This window comes from Actinomadura rugatobispora (assembly GCF_055379765.1).
In genome coordinates this window covers 3213808-3231494 of the sequence record NZ_AP029191.1, presented here as the reverse complement: position 1 = coordinate 3231494, position 17687 = coordinate 3213808, and the positions used below count along the sequence as shown (strand labels likewise).

The 17687-nt window shown below is 75.2% G+C and carries 16 protein-coding genes and 1 tRNA gene; 10 read left to right on the top strand and 7 right to left on the bottom strand.

Annotated features, from left to right (window positions below):
- Positions 1-46 precede the first annotated feature (46 nt).
- The 9 genes from ACZ466_RS13560 to ACZ466_RS13520 all read left to right on the top strand — a co-directional run bounded on the left by ACZ466_RS13560 (position 47) and on the right by ACZ466_RS13520 (position 10415).
- Entirely contained in the window at positions 47-1327 is a 1281-nt protein-coding gene (locus tag ACZ466_RS13560) for a HEAT repeat domain-containing protein (protein WP_378280845.1), read from the top strand.
- Between the two features lie 48 nt (positions 1328-1375).
- Positions 1376-1447 (top strand) — tRNA-Arg (locus ACZ466_RS13555).
- Position 1448: 1 nt separating this feature from the next.
- Positions 1449-3752 (top strand): transcriptional regulator, encoded by a 2304-nt coding sequence (locus ACZ466_RS13550; RefSeq protein WP_378280846.1) that lies wholly within the window; start codon positions 1449-1451, stop codon positions 3750-3752.
- 104 nt (positions 3753-3856) lie between these two features.
- Entirely contained in the window at positions 3857-4672 is an 816-nt protein-coding gene (locus tag ACZ466_RS13545) for an SAM-dependent methyltransferase (RefSeq protein WP_378280847.1), read from the top strand.
- Positions 4673-4697: 25 nt separating this feature from the next.
- Entirely contained in the window at positions 4698-5930 is a 1233-nt protein-coding gene (locus tag ACZ466_RS13540; RefSeq protein ID WP_378280848.1) for an ADP-ribosylglycohydrolase family protein, read from the top strand.
- A 104-nt stretch (positions 5931-6034) separates the two neighbouring features.
- Positions 6035-7462 carry an SPFH domain-containing protein gene (locus ACZ466_RS13535; protein WP_378280849.1) on the top strand — a complete coding sequence of 476 codons (1428 nt, stop codon included), beginning with the start codon at positions 6035-6037 and terminating at the stop codon, positions 7460-7462.
- 58 nt (positions 7463-7520) lie between these two features.
- Complete coding sequence (locus ACZ466_RS13530) at positions 7521-8531, top strand: LacI family DNA-binding transcriptional regulator (RefSeq protein WP_378280850.1); 1011 nt, start codon at positions 7521-7523, stop codon at positions 8529-8531.
- 58 nt (positions 8532-8589) lie between these two features.
- Complete coding sequence (locus ACZ466_RS13525) at positions 8590-9510, top strand: pseudouridine-5'-phosphate glycosidase (protein WP_378280851.1); 921 nt, start codon at positions 8590-8592, stop codon at positions 9508-9510.
- Entirely contained in the window at positions 9507-10415 is a 909-nt protein-coding gene (locus ACZ466_RS13520; RefSeq protein ID WP_378280852.1) for a carbohydrate kinase family protein, read from the top strand. Before ACZ466_RS13525 ends, ACZ466_RS13520 begins: the two co-directional genes overlap by 4 nt.
- Here the strand turns inward: ACZ466_RS13520 and ACZ466_RS13515 are convergent.
- A complete protein-coding gene (locus ACZ466_RS13515; RefSeq protein WP_378280853.1) occupies positions 10381-11328 on the bottom strand; it encodes a nucleoside hydrolase in 948 nt (315 codons plus the stop codon). The genes ACZ466_RS13520 and ACZ466_RS13515 overlap by 35 nt on opposite strands.
- Positions 11329-11467: 139 nt before the next feature.
- Here ACZ466_RS13515 and ACZ466_RS13510 point away from each other — a divergent pair, with 139 nt between their 5' ends.
- Positions 11468-11908, top strand: coding sequence for a DoxX family protein (locus tag ACZ466_RS13510; protein WP_378280854.1), 441 nt, complete (start codon positions 11468-11470; stop codon positions 11906-11908).
- Positions 11909-11962: 54 nt separating this feature from the next.
- On the opposite strand, the gene ACZ466_RS13505 is transcribed toward ACZ466_RS13510, so the two are convergent.
- Genes ACZ466_RS13505 through ACZ466_RS13480 form a run of 6 tightly spaced genes read right to left on the bottom strand, consistent with a single transcriptional unit; the run spans position 11963 to position 17481 of the window.
- Positions 11963-13204: a cytochrome P450 family protein gene (locus ACZ466_RS13505; RefSeq protein WP_464043581.1), complete on the bottom strand. Its 1242-nt coding sequence runs from the start codon at positions 13202-13204 to the stop codon at positions 11963-11965.
- Positions 13201-14424, bottom strand: coding sequence for a cytochrome P450 family protein (locus tag ACZ466_RS13500; RefSeq protein ID WP_378287556.1), 1224 nt, complete (start codon positions 14422-14424; stop codon positions 13201-13203). The genes ACZ466_RS13505 and ACZ466_RS13500 overlap by 4 nt, the downstream gene beginning before the upstream one ends.
- Complete coding sequence (locus ACZ466_RS13495) at positions 14421-15095, bottom strand: GTP-binding protein (RefSeq protein WP_378287557.1); 675 nt, start codon at positions 15093-15095, stop codon at positions 14421-14423. The genes ACZ466_RS13500 and ACZ466_RS13495 overlap by 4 nt, the downstream gene beginning before the upstream one ends.
- Positions 15076-15438 (bottom strand): DUF742 domain-containing protein, encoded by a 363-nt coding sequence (locus ACZ466_RS13490; RefSeq protein WP_378287558.1) that lies wholly within the window; start codon positions 15436-15438, stop codon positions 15076-15078. Before ACZ466_RS13490 ends, ACZ466_RS13495 begins: the two co-directional genes overlap by 20 nt.
- A gap of 52 nt (positions 15439-15490) precedes the next feature.
- Positions 15491-15889, bottom strand: a complete 399-nt coding sequence (locus ACZ466_RS13485) for a roadblock/LC7 domain-containing protein (RefSeq protein WP_378287559.1) — start codon at positions 15887-15889, stop codon at positions 15491-15493.
- On the bottom strand, positions 15886-17481 hold the full coding sequence (locus tag ACZ466_RS13480) for an ATP-binding protein (protein ID WP_378287560.1): 1596 nt from the start codon (positions 17479-17481) through the stop codon (positions 15886-15888). Before ACZ466_RS13480 ends, ACZ466_RS13485 begins: the two co-directional genes overlap by 4 nt.
- Positions 17482-17687 lie beyond the last annotated feature (206 nt).

Genomic DNA, 17687 nt, shown 5'->3' with positions numbered 1-17687 from the left:
AACCTCCGGAGCAGCATGGACGTCTCCCCTGCGAGGGGGAGATGCGATGGGCACAGAGAAGCGGATCGAGTCCCTGGTGCGCGAGCTGGCCTCCGGGGACCCGTCACGGCGCGCCGCCGCGGCGAAAGGGCTCGGACGGATCGGTCGCCCGGAGCATGCCGCGGTCCTCGCGGCGGCGGCCCGGGACGAGGACGCCGGAGTCCGTGCGGCGGCGGCCATCGGGCTCGGCAGGCTGGCGGCGCCTGCGGCCGGGGACGTCCTGTTCGAGCTGCTGGACGATCCCGACGCGCAGGTGCGCCGCCGGGCCGTGCTCGCCGCCGACCGGCTGGCCCTGGACGGTCCCGCCTTCACCGCCGCGCTGGGACGCCTGCTGCGTGATGAGGAGTACCACGTCAGGCTGAACGCGCTGGCGGCCCTGGACCGGCTGCGGGAGCCCGGCGACCTCCCGTCGCTGGTGGAGCTGCTCGACGACCCCGTCCAGAAGGTGCGGGAGTGGGCGGGCGTTCTGATCCGCGTGTTGCACTACCGAGGCGGGCACGCGGACGCGCTCGCGCCCCTGCTGGCACGTACCGCGCGATCCGGCCCCGGAAGGGCGCGCGCGGTTGCCATGACCTTGATCCCCGAGGATGAGCGGCCCGGTGTGGCGGTCGCCGGGCTCACCGCCGCCGAGCCCGAGGTGCGGGTGGCCGCGGTCGGTCTGCTGTCCAGAAGCGGTCGGCCTGACGTGCCCGAACGCCTGCTGGCGGCGCTCGACGCGGAACGCGATCCTGTGGCGGCCGGCGTCCTGATCGGCGCCCTGGGTTGGATCGGGGAACGCCGCGTTGTCGCGGGGGCCGTCCGATGGCTGTACGACCCGCACGCGGGGTTCACGGCCGCGTGGGCGCTGGGCGTGGTCGGCACGCCGGACGCGCTCCGGCGGCTCCGGACGCTTGTCGCACCGGGGAGCGCGCCGCCGCCGGGGGTCCGCGGCTCGGCCGCCACCGCACTGGGGGCGGCGGGCGACCGGCGCGACGCCGCGGCTCTGGCCGCCCTGCTCGTGGAGCCGGACAGCGACGTCCGGAGGGGGGCGCTGCAGGGCCTGGCCTCGCTGGACATCGTGGGGCCGCGGTCACGCCGCGAGCGCGCCGTCGTCCTCGAAGCGGTGCTGGGCCTGTGGGAGGCGGAACTGATGTCGGACCGGCTTCTGCCCATGTACGCCGCCATGGCCTTGCGCGGTTACCCCGAGCTGCGCCGCCCCGATGTGCGGGCGCGGCTGCGGCGGCTGGTCGACGAGTCGTTGGACGCGTCCCGGTCGGCGGCGGCCGAGCTCCTGGAGGGCACCGGCTGAAATGGCGTTGCACGGGGCTTTGGGCGGCTCGTACTGTTTGCGGCGCGGCAGCGTGTAGCTCAGCAGCAGAGCACCGGGCTTCGGACCCGGAGGGCGCGGGGGCAGAACCCGCCACGCTGGCATGGACGGTGAGAGCGCGGGCGACGCGACGGTGAAGGTGAACGTGCACTACCCGCACGCCCAGCTGGCCAAGGCGTTCACGACGGCCCTGACGCACGAGGACGAGGCCACCCGGCGGCGCGCCGAGGAGCGGTTCGAGCGCTGGCACCTGGTGTTGCAGGGCATGGCCGACGGGACGCTCACGATCGGTTCGCGCGAGCCCGTGTCCGGGCTGCCCGCGTGGGTGACGCCGAAGGTCGTGCGGGGCGGGTTCGCGACGGGGCAGGCCGCCGCAGAGGGGCCGCTGGAGCCGTACGAGACCGAGGCCGCCCGGCGCGCGGGCATTGCCGCCGAGCGCCGCGCGTTGTTTAACTACTACCTGACGGACGCGGGTCTGGCGGAGCTGTGCGCGTACCTGGACGAGGGCCGGTACGACGTCGCCCTGCCGGAGGAGGGCGCGCTGCTGGTGGTGGCGTGGCTGCTGCGCGCGGGCGACTCGGCCGCGGCGGTCGCCGTGCTGGAGGCGATCGAGCCGTTCGCCGACCGGCTGCGGTTCGCGCCGCGTCCGAGGCCGGCCGGTCCGCCGGGGTCCGGCGCGGGGGCGGAGGTCGTGCACCGGGCGAGCGTCGGCGACGTGCGGCAGGCGCTCGGACGGCGCGCCCCCAACCCGGCGGTCGCCGCGATGAACGAGGCGCTGGCGGTGTGGAACCCGTTCGCCGACGAGTTGCTGGCGCACTGGCTGGAGACCGCGGACCCGGAGACGGGACGGGTCGCGAGCCGCGTGCCGGACGATGGCTGGCGGGCGCGCGGCGAGGCGCTGCTGGTGCGCTACCGGGCGCTGAAGGCCGAGCACACCCTGTGCCGCAAGCACCGCAGGCCCAGGGAGAACCTGGCGATCCTTCGGTCGGCCCTGGAGCAGGTCGTGGAGGGACGCGGCGCGCCGGAGCGTCCGGGGCTGCTCCAGCACGCGGTGGACGCGATGGTGCGGCGCCGCGGCGCGCCGGGCACGGCCGTGCACGCGGCGCTGCGCGAGCAGCAGGCGGGGATCGCGGCACGGCCCACGCACCACGCGCTGGCGCAGGTCCTGGTCGGGCGGTTGGCGGAGTTGCCGGCGGACGGCGGTCTGGCGGATCCCGACCGGCTCACCGGTCCTGTTACGGCGGACGAGGCGCGCCGGTCGCGCGGTCTCGTCGCGGGTGCGGCGGTGCCGCCGTCGCTGCGCGCGGCGGTGGAGACGGCGACGGCCGCGCCCATCGGGACGCTGGTCGAGCGCGGCGTGGTGCCGTCCGCCGAGGTGATGGCGCAGCTGGTGCCGCAGCTGGTGGCGTGGACGACCGCGCAGTCGTACGTGGACGAGCCGCTGCGCGTCCTGATGGCGGGCGTCTACCGCGCGTTCCGTAACCGGCGCTCGCTGCTGCTGCTGAACCTGGAGCACCAGGTGCAGCTGACCGAGCTGCCGTGGGTGCGGGCGGTGCACGGGCACCGGAGCCCCGGCGGCGGCTTCGCCGACGGCGCCCGTACCGCGCTGGTACGGCTCGGGGAGCTGGCGCTGCAGGGCTTCCCGGGCACCGTCCTGCCGAACCCGCTGCTCAAGGAGCTGGGGGCGCTGGCGAGGGCGGCGGGCATCGATGTCCCGCTGGTGGAGGAGCTGGCCGCCGACATCTTCATGGGCGCCTTCTCCGGCAAGTTCCTGCGGGCGGCGCAGCTGGCCGGGGAGCTGCTGGAGGGGTCGCTGTACGCGCGGTACTACGGCATCGACTACGGCGCGATCCAGGGCGTCCAGGACACCACGTGGGTGCGCGGGTTCAGCGCGAACACGTCGGCGTCCTTCGCGGACCTGTGCGTCGCGCGGGCCGGGGCGCGCGGCCTCGGGGACTCGCCCGCGGTCAACGGCATGGTGATCGAGCAGGCGCAGATCCTCACCACGCACAATCTGGCGGCGCTGGTGCACCCGATCGGGGTGGACCCGTCCCCGGGCTGGGACGACCTGGCGCGCCGCGCGTTCGTGACGGCGTGCCGCCTGACCGGCCGCCTGCACAACAACCCGCGGCCGCTGGGCACGGTCAAGGACGCCGCGTACGCGTGGCGGCAGGCGGTGTTCTTCCTGGCGCTGTGCGGGCTGGAGGAGCAGATCGCCGTCGTCGCGTGGATGCGGGAGGAGACCGCGCGCCACCCGGCGCACGTCGGCGCGCGGCTCGCGCCCGCGCTGTCCGGGCTGCGGCACGTCCTGACCGGCGGAACCCTGGACGGCGACGCCCCGCCCGGCGCCCGCCGTTTCCTGGGGTGGAAGGGCGGCCGGCGGCACTGGATTCTGACACCGGCCTGATCGATTTGTGAGTTTTATTCAGATATCGACGCCTTCTCGGACTAGGCTGACCCCCGATTTTCCGGGGTGATCCCGGACCAACCCGTGACCGCGAGGGACCGCCGATGACCGAGGACAGGCCCGGCTGGCCGCCGCCGGAGCTGGACTTCAGCAAGCCGACGATCGCCCGCGCCTACGACGCGCTGCTGGGCGGCAAGGACAACTTCGCCGCCGACCGCGCCCTGGCCGACCACGCCTGCGAGCACATCCCGGGCCTGCGCGACTCCGCGGTGGAGAACCGCAAGGTGCTGGTACGGGGCGTGCGGTGGCTCGCCCGCGAGGCGGGGATCGACCAGTTCCTCGACCTGGGCAGCGGCCTGCCCACGGTCACCAACACCCACGAGGTCGCGAAGGCGGAGAACCCCGCCGCCCGCACCGTCTACGTGGACATCGACCCGCTCGTGCTGGTGCACGGCCGCGCGCTCCTCGCCGAGAACCCCGAGACGAGGGTGATCGTCGGCGACGTCCGGGAGCCGGATGCCGTACTCGGGCACGAGGAGGTGACCGGGCACCTGGACTTCGGCCGGCCGATGGCGCTGATGCTGGTCGGGATGCTGCACTACCTCTCGCCCGACATCGGGGACCGGGTCGTCGCCACGCTGCGGGACGCCCTCGCCCCGGGCAGCTACCTGTTCATGACCTCGCTGGTCGACACGGGGCTGCCGGCGCAGCAGGAGCTGGCGCGGATCACCCGGGAGAGCCTGGAGGAGGGCTGGGCCCGGACGCCGGAGGAGATCGAGCGGCACTTCGGCGATTTCGAGCTGGTCGACCCGGGCGTGGTCTACACGGCGCTGTGGCGTCCGGACGGGCCGGTGGACCCCGGCGCCCTCACCCCGGGCGAGCAGCTCGGCATGGCCGGGATCGCCCTCAAGAAGTCCTGACGGGCCCGGCCGTTAGGGTGGGCGCGTGGCCGCTCCGACCTATTCCCCCGACCACGGCCGGCTGTTGGGCTGCCTGCTCGGCGGGGCCATCGGCGGCGCCCTGGGCGCCCCGATCGAAGGCCGTTCCCTGGACGCGATTCGGGCCGAGTACGGCCCCGACGGCCTGACCGAGTACGCCGAGGGGAAGCACGGCCAAGGCACCATCACGGGCGAGACGCAGCTGATGATGCGGACCGCCCGGGCCGTCGTCCAGGCGTCGGTGCGGGCGCGCGCGAAGGGCATCGGCGGGGCCGTCGTCGGGCTGCTGCAGGCGGGCTACCTGCGGTGGCTGGCCGAGCCGGAGTTCACCGGCGTCCCGCCCCTGCCGCCGCTGCCTCCGCCCGGCACGCCGCCGCCCCCGCCTCTTCCGCCGCCTTCAGGGCCGCTGCCGTCGACCGGCCCGCCGCCGCTGCCGCCGTCCTTCACCGAGGCGCGGCGCAGCGTCGGCCGCAGCACGCTGGACGCGCTGCGCAAGGCCGAGGCGCGAGGCAAGCCCGGCCACCCGCTCGGCACGATGGACGACCCCATCAACGACTCCAAGGGATCCGGCGGCGTCGTACGGGTCGCCCCGTGCGGGTTCGGGGTGAGCAACGCGGAGGCGGCGTTCGAGCTCGGCTGCAGGGCCGCCGCGCTCACCCACGGGCACCCCAGCGGCTACCTGCCCGCGGGCGTCCACGCCGCCACCGTGTGGGGCCTGGTGCACGGCCTGGAGTTCGGCGAGGCGCTCGCGCTGGCACGCGAGCAACTGGCCGGACACGAGCACCACCAGGAGACCTCCGAGGCCCTCGACGCCGCGGCCCGGCTCGCCTCGGAAGGCCCCGCGACGCCCGAACGGGTGGAGACGCTCGGCCGCGGCTTCACCGCCCCCGAGGCCCTGGCGATCGCGGTCTACGTCATGCTGCGTGCCGCCGACGGCGTCCCGGAGGGCCACTGGGCGCCCTGGAAGCGGGACACGCTCTCCGGGCGCCACGCGCTGCTGCGCGCCGTCAACCACTCCGGCGACAGCGACTCCACCGGCGCCCTGGCGGGCAACCTGCTCGGCGCCCGGTACGGCGCCGCCGCGTTCCCCGGGCACTGGCAGGTGAAGCTGGAGATCCGCCGCGAGATCATCGACCTGGCGGCCGACTGCGCGCTGGAGTTCAGCCCCGACCCGCCGACCGAGCCGGACGGCTACGGCACGCCGTCGACGGGCTGGCTGATGCGTTACCCGGACGCCTGAACGAAATCACCGGATCCCCGACGTGCCAGGGCAAACCGGTTGCACGCTCCTCCGGGCGTCGGCAGACTCAGCGACGGTCGCGCGGCGACCGCGAGGAGGAGCCGATGAGCGGGCCGGACAACACCTATCTCCGCCAGGTCGTGGAGCAGCAGGCGGTGCTCGAGGACGACCTCAAGTCCCGGCGGGCCGCGGCCCCAGCCGCGGCACCCGCGCCCGGCGGCGCGGCGCCCGCGCGCGGCAGGCAGACGGCCCTGCGCAAGCGGGAGCGGGCCCTGGGCGGCGGAGGCCCGGGGCAGGCCGGGGGCCCCGCCGACCGGACCGCGCCCGGCCCCGTGGACGTGCGGATCAGCGGGTTCTGGCGGTGGAAGAACGTGCTCGTCCCGCCGAACGCGTTCGTCGTCCACACCCGGCGCGGCCGGGAGAAGCCGCTGCACATCGGGCTGGGCGTCTCGTTCCGGTTCAACCCCTCGACCGATTCGTTCCTGGTCGTGCCCGGCGCGACCCAGACCATCCTGATCAACGCGTACTGCATCTGCCGGGAGCTGCAGGGCGTCCTGGTGCAGGGCTACGTCCAGTGGATCATCCAGGACTTCGGCGTCGCCTACCGCAAGCTGGACTTCGGCGACGACGAGGACCCGATGCGGCTGGTGAACCTGCAGCTCAAGGAGCAGGCCGAGGCCGCGATCAAGGACAAGGTCTCCACCATGGGCGTGCGCGACGTGCTGAGCGACAAGCAGCCCATCATCGAGGAGCTCACCGCCCGGCTGCGCGCGGTCGCCGAGGGCGAGGAGACCGGCGACCAGGGCCTCGGGCTGCGGATCGTCACGGTGCAGATCAAGGAGGCCGTGGTCAGCTCGTCCCGGCTCTGGGAGAACCTGCAGAAGCCCTACCGGTCCGAGCAGGCGCAGATCGCCCGGCTGGCCGAGCTGCAGGCCGAGGAGGCGATCGGGCAGCGCGAGATGGCGGCCGGCCGGCTCAAGGAGACCCAGCGGCTGGAGTACGAGCGGGAGCTGGCCGAGCTGCGCTCCCGCAACGAGGCCGAGCGGTTCGACACCGACACCGCCGAGCGGCTCCGCCGCACCCGGCGCGAGCAGGAGAACGCCCGCGAGGTCGCCGAGCTGAACACCGAGACCACCCGGCACGCGCTGCGGATGGAGCGCGAGCGGCACGCCGAGGAGGCCGAGACCGGCCGCCTCCGCCTCGAACGCGAGCAGGAACTCAAGCGCCTCGAACTGGACGGCGACCTGTCCAGGGCCCGCGCCCGCGCGGAGGCCCACCACCAGGAGGCGCTCCTGGAGGTGGAACGGGCCCGCGCCCACGCCGCCATCGAGAACGAGCGCACCCCCGCCAGCGTCCAGGCCGAGCTGATCGGCGCCCTCCCGGAGATCGTGGAGAAGCTGCCGACCCCCGCCGAGGTCCGCTCGGTGAACCTCACCGGCACCGACCCGGGCAGCGTGGCCGGGCTGCTCGCCCAGCTCACCGCCGTGGTCGGGGCGCTGCGCGAGGCCGCCGGCGACGGCCGCGACCGCTGACCGGCCGCCGCCCGCGCGGCTATCATCACCGCAGGACAGAGGGCTGACGGAGGGTGTGATGGACGGCGCGGGACGGCGGGTCACCGCGGTCGACGTGGCGCGCCTGGCCCAGGTCTCCACCGCCACCGTCTCCCTGGTCGTGAACGGCAAGGCGCGCGGCCGGGTCTCGCCCGCCACCCGCGAACGGGTGCTGGCCGCCGTGGACGAGCTGGGCTACCGGGTCGACCCGGTGGCCCGCGAACTGGCCACCGGCCGCCGGCACAGCGTGGCCCTGGTCGTCCCCGACATCGCCAACCCCTACTTCTCCCAGCTGACCAAGGGCGTCGCGGACCGGCTCGGCTGCGGCTACCGGCTCTGCCTGATCATCGCGGACCCGTCCCGCGCCGGGCTGGACCGGATCGTGACGGAACGCGTGGACGGGATGCTGGCCGAGGCGCCCGCCGTCGACGTGATCCGCGAGCTGGACGGCCGGACCCCGCTGGTGGTGCTCGACCGGCCCGCCCCCGGCACCGACCACCCGTACGTGGGTTTCGCCCTGGCCGACGGCGCCACCGAGCTGGCCGACCACCTGCTCGACCTGGGACACACCCGGATCGGCTACCTCGACGCCGACATCGGCACGCCCACCTTCGAGTTCCGGCGGGCCCGCATGGACGAACGGCTGCACGCCGCCGTCGGGCACGGGTTCACGGGCCCGCTCGTCCGCTCCAGGACCGACATCGACGCCGCGGCCGAGGCGTTCACCGCGGCCTGGGACGACTGGCGCGCGGCAGGCGTGACCGCGGTCGTCTGCGCGGCCGACGTGCACGCGTACGGGGTCCTGCGCGCGGCGGCGAGGCTGGGCGTCCACGTCCCGGGTGACCTCTCGGTGGCCTCCTTCGACGACCTGCCCTTCTCGGCTCTGACCGACCCGCCGCTGACCACGGTGCGCCTGTCAGCGGGGGACCTGGGCTTCCACGCCGCCGAGCTCCTCCTCACCCTCATGCAGGGCACCCCGGCCGGCCCTCCGCCCCTCCTCCCCGCCACCCTCCAGATCCGCTCCACCACCACCCCGCCCAAGACCACCTGACCATCATGACCCGTTAAGCGCTTTACTTGACCGTGCTCGTCGGGCTAGCGTGCGGCCGGTGAGCCGCTCTACTTCCGTGATCGTGTCCGCCGAGGTCGCCGAGGCGCTGGCCGCCGGCCGCCCGGTCGTCGCGCTGGAGTCCACGATCATCGCGCACGGCCTGCCCCGCCCCCGCAACCTGGAGGTGGCGCTGGAGCTGGAGGACGGGCTGCGCGCCGCGGGCGTGATGCCGGCCACGGTCGGCGTGGTGGACGGTGATCTGATGGTCGGCCTCTCCGGGGCCGCGCTGGAGCGGATGGCGACCGGGGACGGCATCGCCAAGGCGAGCGTCCGCGATCTGCCGGCCGCGGTGGCGACCAAGTCCAGTGCCGCGACCACGGTCGCCGCCACCGCGTTCCTCGCCCGCCGCGCCGGGGTCCGCGTGTTCGCGACCGGCGGGCTCGGGGGCGTCCACCGGGGCGCGGGGGCCAGCTTCGACGAGTCCGCGGACCTGCACACGCTCGCCCGCACGCCGATCACCGTGGTCTGCGCCGGGGTCAAGTCGATCCTGGACGTCGCCGCCACGCTGGAGCGGCTGGAGACCCTCGGCGTCACCGTCGTCGGGTACGGCACCGACCGGTTCCCCGGCTTCTACCTGTCGGAGTCCGGGCACACCGTGGACTGGCAGGCGGACGACCCCGGGACGGTCGCGGAGATGATGGCCGCCGCCGACGGCCTGGGCCTCGACTCGGCCATCGTCGTCGCCAACCCGCTGCCCGCCGCCGAGCAGCTCGACCCGGAGCTGCACGACCGGATCCTTGAGGAGGCGCTGGCCGAGGCCGCCCGCGAGGGCCTGCACGGCAAGCCCGTCACGCCGTTCCTCCTCGACTACTTCCAGCGGGCGTCGGCGGGCGCCAGCCTGGAGGCCAACATCCGCGCCGTGCGGTCCAACGTCGCGCTGGCGGGGCGGATCGCGCGGGCGTGGTCGCCGGGCCGATGACGGTGCTGGTGGTCGGCGACGTCGTGGACGACATCGTCGTCCGGCCGCTGACCCCGGACGCCGCCGACAGCGACACCCCGTCCACGATCAGCGCCTGCCCCGGCGGGTCGGCCGCCAACCAGGCGGCGTGGCTGGGCGCGCTCGGCACCCCGGTGCGGTTCGCCGGACGCGCCGGGGCCGCCAACGCCGAGGAGCACGCGGCGGCGCTGGCGGCCTGCGGCGTGGACGCCCGGCTGGCGGCCGACCCGGGCGCGCCCACCGGCCGGATCGTGGTGCTGGCCCGCGGCGGGCGCCGCGACATGTACACCGACCGGGGCGCCAACCTCAACCTCGTGCCCGCCGATCTCCCGGACGCCCTCCTCGACGGGGTCGGGCTGCTGCACGTCTCCGGCTACTCGCTGTTCCATCCGGGCGTCGCCGCGGCGGTCGGCGACCTGATGCGGCGGGCCCGGGAGCGGGGCGTCGACACGTCCGTGGACCCGGCGTCGGCCGCGTTCCTGGCCCGCACGGGCGCCGCCGCGTTCCGCTCCTGGGCGCGCGGGGCCCGGCTGGTGTTCCCGAACCTGGACGAGGGCCGCCTGCTCACCGGCGAACACGCCCCCGCCGCCGTCGCGGACGCGCTGGTGGCCGACCACCCGGTGGTCGCGCTCAAGCTCGGCGCGGGCGGCGCGCTGGTCGCGGCACGGGACGGGACGCGGCTGCGCCTCCCCAGCGTCCCGGCCGAGGTGGTCGACCCGACCGGCGCGGGCGACGCGTTCTGCGCAGGTTTCCTGGCCGCGTGGGCGGACGGGCGGCCCCTGGACGACTGCGCCCGGTCCGCCCTCGGCACCGCCGCCCGCGCCGTGGCGTCCGTCGGCGCCCGTCCCCCGGCTACCGCGACAGAGTACGGATCGCGTCCAGCATGAGGTCCCAGAACCGTTCGGCGTCCAGGTGCATGGCGACCCGGGCGTTGGGGGCCGCGCCGGTCACGCGGTGCAGGTCGACGACGGTGGCGCCGCGCGTGTGCGTGCCGTCCAGCTCGACGGCCACCGGCGCCTCCACGGTCGTCACCACGCCCGGCTCGATGATCGCCGCGATGGCGACGGGGTCGTGGACGGGCGGGTCGGGCATCCCGTACACCTCGTCGTAGGCGCGCGCGAAGAACCGCAGCAGCCCCTCGCACGTCGCGGGCAGCGTCCCGCCGATGGCGCGCAGCCGCTCGAACACCTCGGGCGTGGCCAGCGCCTGGTGGGTGACGTCCAGCCCGCACATCAGCAGCGGCAGCCCGCAGCGCAGCACGCGGTCGGCGGCCTCGGGGTCGACGTACACGTTGAACTCGGCGAGGGGACGGGTGTTGCCGCGGCCCGCGGCGCCGCCCATGAACACGATCCGCTCGATCCGCTGGGTGAGGTCGGGCCGCCGGTCGAGCAGCGTGGCGACGTTGGTGAGCGGCCCGGTCGCCGCGATGGTCACGGGACGGTCGGCCTTCTCCAGCAGCCGCGCCATCACGGCCACCGCGCCGTCCTCCGCGAGCGGGACGGCGGGTTCGGGGAGGTCCGCCCCGTCCAGCGCGCTCTCGCCGTGGATGTCGGGCGCCGTGCGCTGCCCGCCGCGCAGCGCCCGGTCGGCGCCCGCCGCCACCGTGACGCCGTCGAGCCCGGCGAGCGTGCAGATCCGCCGCGCGTTCTCCGTCACCGCCTCCAGCGGCCCGTTCCCCGCGACCGTCGTGACGGCCAGCAGCTCCACCCGCGGGTGCGCGGCGGCCAGCAGGATCGCGAACATGTCGTCGTGCCCGGGATCGCAGTCCAAGATGACGGGAACCGCCCGAAGATCAGCCATAGGCCCATTGTGACCTGGGTGAACGGGGGGCGGAAAAAATCTTGAAGAAAAGTCCGGGGGATGTCGATCCGGGCGGGGGCCGCTCGACGCGTAGGTGAAAGCGCGCGACAGCGACCTACGCGAACCGGAGGACAGAACGATGACCGCTCTCACCCACACCACCGCCGCCGCCACCACCGACGTCCCCACCACCGGCCGCCGCCGTGCCGTGAACAGGGCGATGTGGACGGCGCAGATCCTGCTGGGGGCGTTCCTGCTGTTCGCCTCGGCGCTGCCGAAGTTCTTCGGGGAGGCCAACGCGATCGAGACGTTCGAGCTGATCGGCTGGGGCGACTGGTTCCGGTACGTCACCGGGGTCGTGGAGGCCGCCGGGGCGATCGGGCTGGTGGTGCCGCGGCTGGCCGGGGCCGCCGCGACCGCGCTGATCGGGCTGATGGCCGGGGCCGCGCTCACCCAGATCCTGGTGATCGAGCCGGCGTGGGCGGCGATGCCGGTGGCCATGGGCGTGATCTTCGGCCTGATCGCCTGGGCGCGGCGCGGCGAGACCAGGGCCCTGGTGCGCAGCCTCACCGGGCGCTGAACCCCGGAACGCCCGAGGACCCCGTGGACGATCCACGGGGTCCTCGGGCGTTTCTCAGCCGAGCCGTACCGGGAGGCTGGACGCGGAGTTGGTGAACAGGCTCGCGACCGGGGGGAGGCCGGCGGGGTCGGCGGCCAGTTCCAGGCGGGGGTGGCGGGCGAAGAGCGCCTTCAGGGCGATCCGCGTTTCGAGGCGGGCCAGGTGCGGGCCGAGGCAGACGTGCGGGCCGTCGCCGAACGCCAGGTGCTTGGCGCGCGGCTCGCGGGAGATGTCGAACAGGTGCGCGTCCGGGCCGTGCTGCTCGGGGTCGCGCGCGACCGCCGTGTACGGGGCCATGATCGCGTCCCCGGCCGGGATGGTGACGCCCGCGAACTCCAGGTCCTCCAGGGGGTAGCGGGCCAGGAAGTTGCCGATCGGCGGGTCCCAGCGCAGCACCTCCTCCACGACCCGCGCCCAGTCGTCGTCGGTGCCGTCCAGGACGGCGGCGAGCTGGGCGGGGTGGGTGAGCAGCGCGCGGACGGCGTTGGTGATCAGCCCGATGGTGGTCTCGTGCCCGGCGGTGAGCAGCACCCAGAGCGTCCCGGCCAGCTCCTCGCCCGACAGGCCGCTCGGGTCGGCCACGAGGGCGCTGGTGAGGTCGTCGCCGGGCTCGCGGGTGCGCAGTGCGATCAGCTCGCCGAGGAACCGCGGGATGTCCTCCTGGACGGCGGTGACCTGCTCCGGCGTGGTGTCGGTGCGGAAGATCGTGTCCACCAGGTGGCGCAGCCGCGCCTGCTGGTCGTCCGGGACGCCGAGCAGCTCGCAGATCACCCGCATCGGCAGCGGGACGGACAGGTGCGCCCGCAGGTCCACCACGCCCGAGGCGTCGGCGTGCGCGGGCAGGGCGTCCAGCAGCTCGGCGGCGGTCGCCTCGATGCCGGGCCCGAGGGCCTGGACGCGGCGCGAGGTGAACGTGCGGGTGACCGGGCGGCGCAGCCGGTGGTGCTCGGCGCCGTTGGCGGTCACCATGTTGGTCACCTTGATCATCCCGATGATCGGGTTGTCGTCGGTGAGCTCCCCGGTCTTCACCGCCGTCCAGTCCCGCCAGTCCTTGCTCACCCGCTCGTGCCGCACCAGCTCGCCGACCAGGGCGTGCGTGGTGAGCGCCCAGGCGTGCAGGCCGCCCGGCAGGACGACCCGCACCACCGGCCCGGCGGCGCGCAGCCGCGCGGCCTCGCCCATGTGGTCGGCGCCGGTCGGGTCGAGGGTGACGACCGGGACGTCCCCGGTGGACGGCGCGGTGCTCGGCGTGGTCAAGGGCGGCCTCCGGGGGCTTCGTGGGTGGCGGTGAACGAGACCGGCAGCGAGGCGGGGCAGCGCGTCCACGGGGACGGCTCGAACTCCAGCCCGGCCGGGTCCACGGTCAGCCGCAGGTCGCGCAGGTAGTGCAGCGCGGTCGCGACCGCCGTGCGGGCGATGGTGCGCGCCGGGTCGCGGGCCGGGCAGGCGTGCGGCCCGGCGCTCCAGGCCAGGTGCGCCCGGTTGCCGCTCTGCCAGAACGCCCGGCCGCCGTGCGCGCGGTGGTCGTGCGCGACCCCGGCCAGCCCGAGGATCAGCGCGTCGCCGCGGGCGATGGCGCGGCCGCCCAGCTCGGTGTCGCGCAGCGCGTACCGGGCCGGCATGTTGATCATCGGCGGGGCGACGGACAGCACCTCGTCCAGCGCGTCGTCCAGGCCCAGCCGCCCGCCCCGCACCCGGCCGGCGAACCGCGGGTCGGTCAGCACCAGCCGCAGCGTCTGCGCGATCCAGCTGATGGTGGTGTGGTTGCCCGCCGACACCAGCACCACGATCGACTGGAGGACCTCGGCCTCGGTGCGCAGGTCCGGGTGGCCGAGCAGGAGGCTGGTCAGGTCGTCGCGCGGGTCGGCGCGGCGCGACTCGGCCAGGCCGAACAGCAGCGCCTCGAAGCGCCGGTTGCCGTCCTGGGAGTCCTCCTGGGAGCCGAACAGGGCGCGCATCGCGTCCAGCAGCTCGCGGCTCTGCCCGGGGTCCAGGCCGATCAGGTTCCCGATCGTCAGCAGCGGGACGGCCGCGGCGTACTCGGCGACCAGGTCGGCGGTGCCGCGCCCGGCGAACCCGCCGATCAGGTCCGCGCACACCGACTCGACGGTACGGCGCAGCCTGCGGTGGTCGACGGAGGCGATCGCGTCCTCCAGCGGGCGCCGCAGCCTGCGGTGCTCCTCGCCGTCGTAGCCGATCACGTTGTCGCGGAAGAACATCATCGGGCCGAGCGGCGAGTCGGGTGGGACCGTTCCGTCCTGGAACGCCTTCCAGTCCCGGGCGTCGCGGGAGAACAGGTCCGGGGTGCCGGTGAGCGCCTTCAGCTCCTCGTACCCCATGACGAGCCAGGCGTGCACGCCCGGCTCCAGCTCCACCGGCGCGACCGGGCCGTGCTCGCTCCACAGCCCGTCGAAGACCGGGCCCAGGTCGGGGCAGGTGGTGGTGGCCGTCAGCGGGAGGGGCGCGGTGGTGGTCATCGCGGGCGGTCCTTCCGGTCCTTCCGTCCGTGGACGGCGATGGCATGGCCGGTCAGCGCCGCCAGGGCGCGGATCGAGGACGTGCGCTCCAGCGCGTTGCAGTCCACGATCGGGGTCTCCGGCAGCAGGTCCAGCGCCTGGCGGAGCTCGTCATGAGTGTGCTGGGGCGTGTCGGGGAAGTGGTTGACGGCGACGGCGAACGGCGCGGGCACGTGCGACTCGATCTGGTCCAGGACGTCGAAGCTGCCCGCCAGCCGCCGCGCGTCGACCAGCACCAGCACGCCGACCGCGCCTTCGGCCAGGCCCGCCCACATGCTCCAGAAGCGGCGCTGGCCGGGCGTGCCGAACAGGTACAGCGCCGTCCGGTGGTTCAGGGTGACGCGGCCGAAGTCCATCGCGACCGTGGTGGTGGTCTTGCCGGTGAGGCCGTCCAGGTCGTCCACGCCGGCGCTGGCCTGGGTGATCGGCTCCTCGGTGCGCAGCGGTTCGATCTCGCTGACCGAGCCGATCAGGCTGGTCTTGCCGACGCCGAAGTCGCCGACGACCAGGATCTTGGCGGTGCGCGCGACCGTGCCGGGCAGGTAGGGGATCCGCTCGACCGGTTCGGGCGGTTCGCCGTCCTCGTAGCCGGCGGCGGGCCCGGACCCTGGGTCAAAGGTCGCGAAGGCCATCGAGCACCTCTTTCAGCAGTTCGAGGCCGGGATCGGTGAAGGCGCCGGCGTGCGTCCGCAGCCGTCCGGCGGCGACCAGGTCGCCGACCAGGATCCGGACGACGCTGATCGGCAGGTCCAGGTGGGCGGCGGCCTCGGCCACCGACAGCACCCCGCCGCCGCACACCCGCAGCAGCGCCCGCTGCTGCGGCGAGGCGGTGGCGGGCAGCGGGCTCTCGGCGGGGGTGGCGGTCAGCAGCGTGTCGACGCCGACCCGTGAGCCGGACGGGGCCGCGCGGCCCCCGGTGAGCACGTAGGACCGCAGCGGCGTGTCCCGGTAGCCGCGCCCCTCCGGTTCGCTCATGCGACCATCCCCGCCCGCCGCCGGGGCGCCCGCGGGCGCCCCCCGGGGCCGCTCATGGCTCGCTCGTGCCGCGGGCCGGCGTGGCCAGCGTCTCCTCGCCCAGCTTGAGCACCATCGCCTGCATCTCCTGGGCGATCAGCGCGGCGTTGATCACCGGCTCGGTGACCACCGCCAGGCAGGACCGGGCCGCGGCGCTGCGGACGAACAGGTAGCCGCCCTCGTGCCCCACCATGAGCTGGTAGAGGGCCCGGTCGCCGGTGCCGAACTCGCCGGCCTGGTCGCGGGCCAGCGACAGCAGCCCGCTGCAGCGCGCGGCCAGCCGGTCGGCCTCCTCCTGCCCGGTGCCCTCGGACCTGGCCCGCAGCAGGCCGTCCACGGAGCACACGATGGCGTGCCGCACGCCCTGGACGTGTGCGAGCCTGCCGACCACCCAGTCCTGATCAGCCGTCATCGGCCTTCGTCTCCCGTTCGGTTCGCGTCGTCGTCACGGTCATCGGGCGCGGTCGCGGGCGGGGGGTGGGGGACGGCCGCGGCGCCCTCGAACAGCGCGCCCATCAGCTCGCCCGCCTCCTGCGGAGTCTCGGGCGACGGCGCGGTCATGGGCGGGGCGGAGGGCGGCGGGACGCTCCGGTTCCGGCGCGAGACCCGCTGCGGCAGGCCGCGCCCGAGGCCGCCGTCCGGCTCCGATTCCGGCTCCGGGACGGGGGCGGGGGCGGGGGCGGGGGCGGACGGAGCGGGCGGCAGCGGGTCGGCCGGAGCGGGCGCGGAGGAGGGGTGGGGGAACGCGGCGGGAGCGGGGGCCAGCGCGACCAGGTCGCGGGGGACGAGCACGACCGCCTGCAGGCCGCCGTAGGGAGACTCGTCCAGCGTGATCTTGAGCCGGTGGCGGCGGACGTAGCGCGCGACGACCGGGAACCCCATCCGCGGGACCTCGCCCATGTCGGCCAGGCTCACCGTGCGGGTGCCGTCCAGCACCGCCCGCGCCTGCGACATGCGGGGCTCCTCCAGCCCGGCGCCGTGGTCGTCGATCCGGAACACCGCGCCCTGCGCCGCGGTCGTGACCCGGACCGTGACCGGGGTGGCCGTCGGCGAGGACTCGGTGGCGTTGGCGAGCAGCTCGGCCAGCACGTGGATCACCGACTCCAGCGCCACCGGCGCGATCGCGGTGTCGGGGTCGCCCTCGACGCCGACCCGCCGGTAGTCCTCGATCCGGGCCTGCGCGGCCTGGACGACCTCGGCGAGCCGCATCGGGGCGTCCCACTGCTGGCCCTCCCAGGTGCCGGACGCCACCGCCAGGCCCTGGGCGAGCCGCGCCGACTGCGCCGCCAGATGGTCGATGACCTGGCACGTCACGTACAGCTCGGGCAGGTCGCGGTAACGCTCGGCGGCGGTCGCGGCCTCCTCCTGGACGCGGTGCATCGCCGACTGCACGCGCCGCGCCAGCGCCACCAGCGTGAGCTGCTGGGACTCCAGGACGTCCGCGTGGTCGCGGTGCACCTCGGCCGCCGCGTCGAGCACGGTGGCGCGCAGCTTGGCCAGCCCGGGATCGAGGGACTCGTCCGCGATCTCCGCCGGCGGCACGTCCCGGCCCTGCCAGGCGGCGGGGAGCTGCGCGGACAGCAGCCGCTCCATCGCGGCGGCGACGGCCTCGTTGCGCGCGGCGAGGTCGCCCGCGTGCGCCTGCCACGCCTGCTCGCGATGCGCCTGCTCCTGCTGGAAGCGGTGGAGGGCGGCGGCCTGCGCCTCGGCCTGGGCGCGGTAGTGGGCCATGCCGTCCCGCGCGGTGGCGTGCCCCCGGTACGTCCACCAGGCCCCGGCCGCGGCGGTGGCCACGAGCAGGTCGGCCAGGACCGCAAGCGCCCACCCCGCCGGGTTCGACCCGTCCAGGAACGGCAGCGGCACGGCCACGACGGCCACCACCGCGCAGAGGGCGAGGATCGGCACCGCCGGCCGGAGCAGCCGCCCGGCGGCCCGCTCTCCTCCCGCGGGCGCGAGGGCCGCCGGAGGCCCCGCGGCGGGCGGGTCAGGCGGGGTAGCAGTCATGATCGCTTTCGTTGCGTGGGGGTCATGGGCCCGGTGCCGCGGACGAGCGCGCGCTCCGCCTGGGGACGCGGGCGCGGCGCGGGCGCGGGCGCCGATCAGCAAATCGCCTACGCGATCGATCGTCAAGGTGGTGATCACTCACACGGGGCCCGTTGTACCCGTTCCGACCTGGGTCTTTTCTCCGGTTCACTCGCGTGACCAGGGGA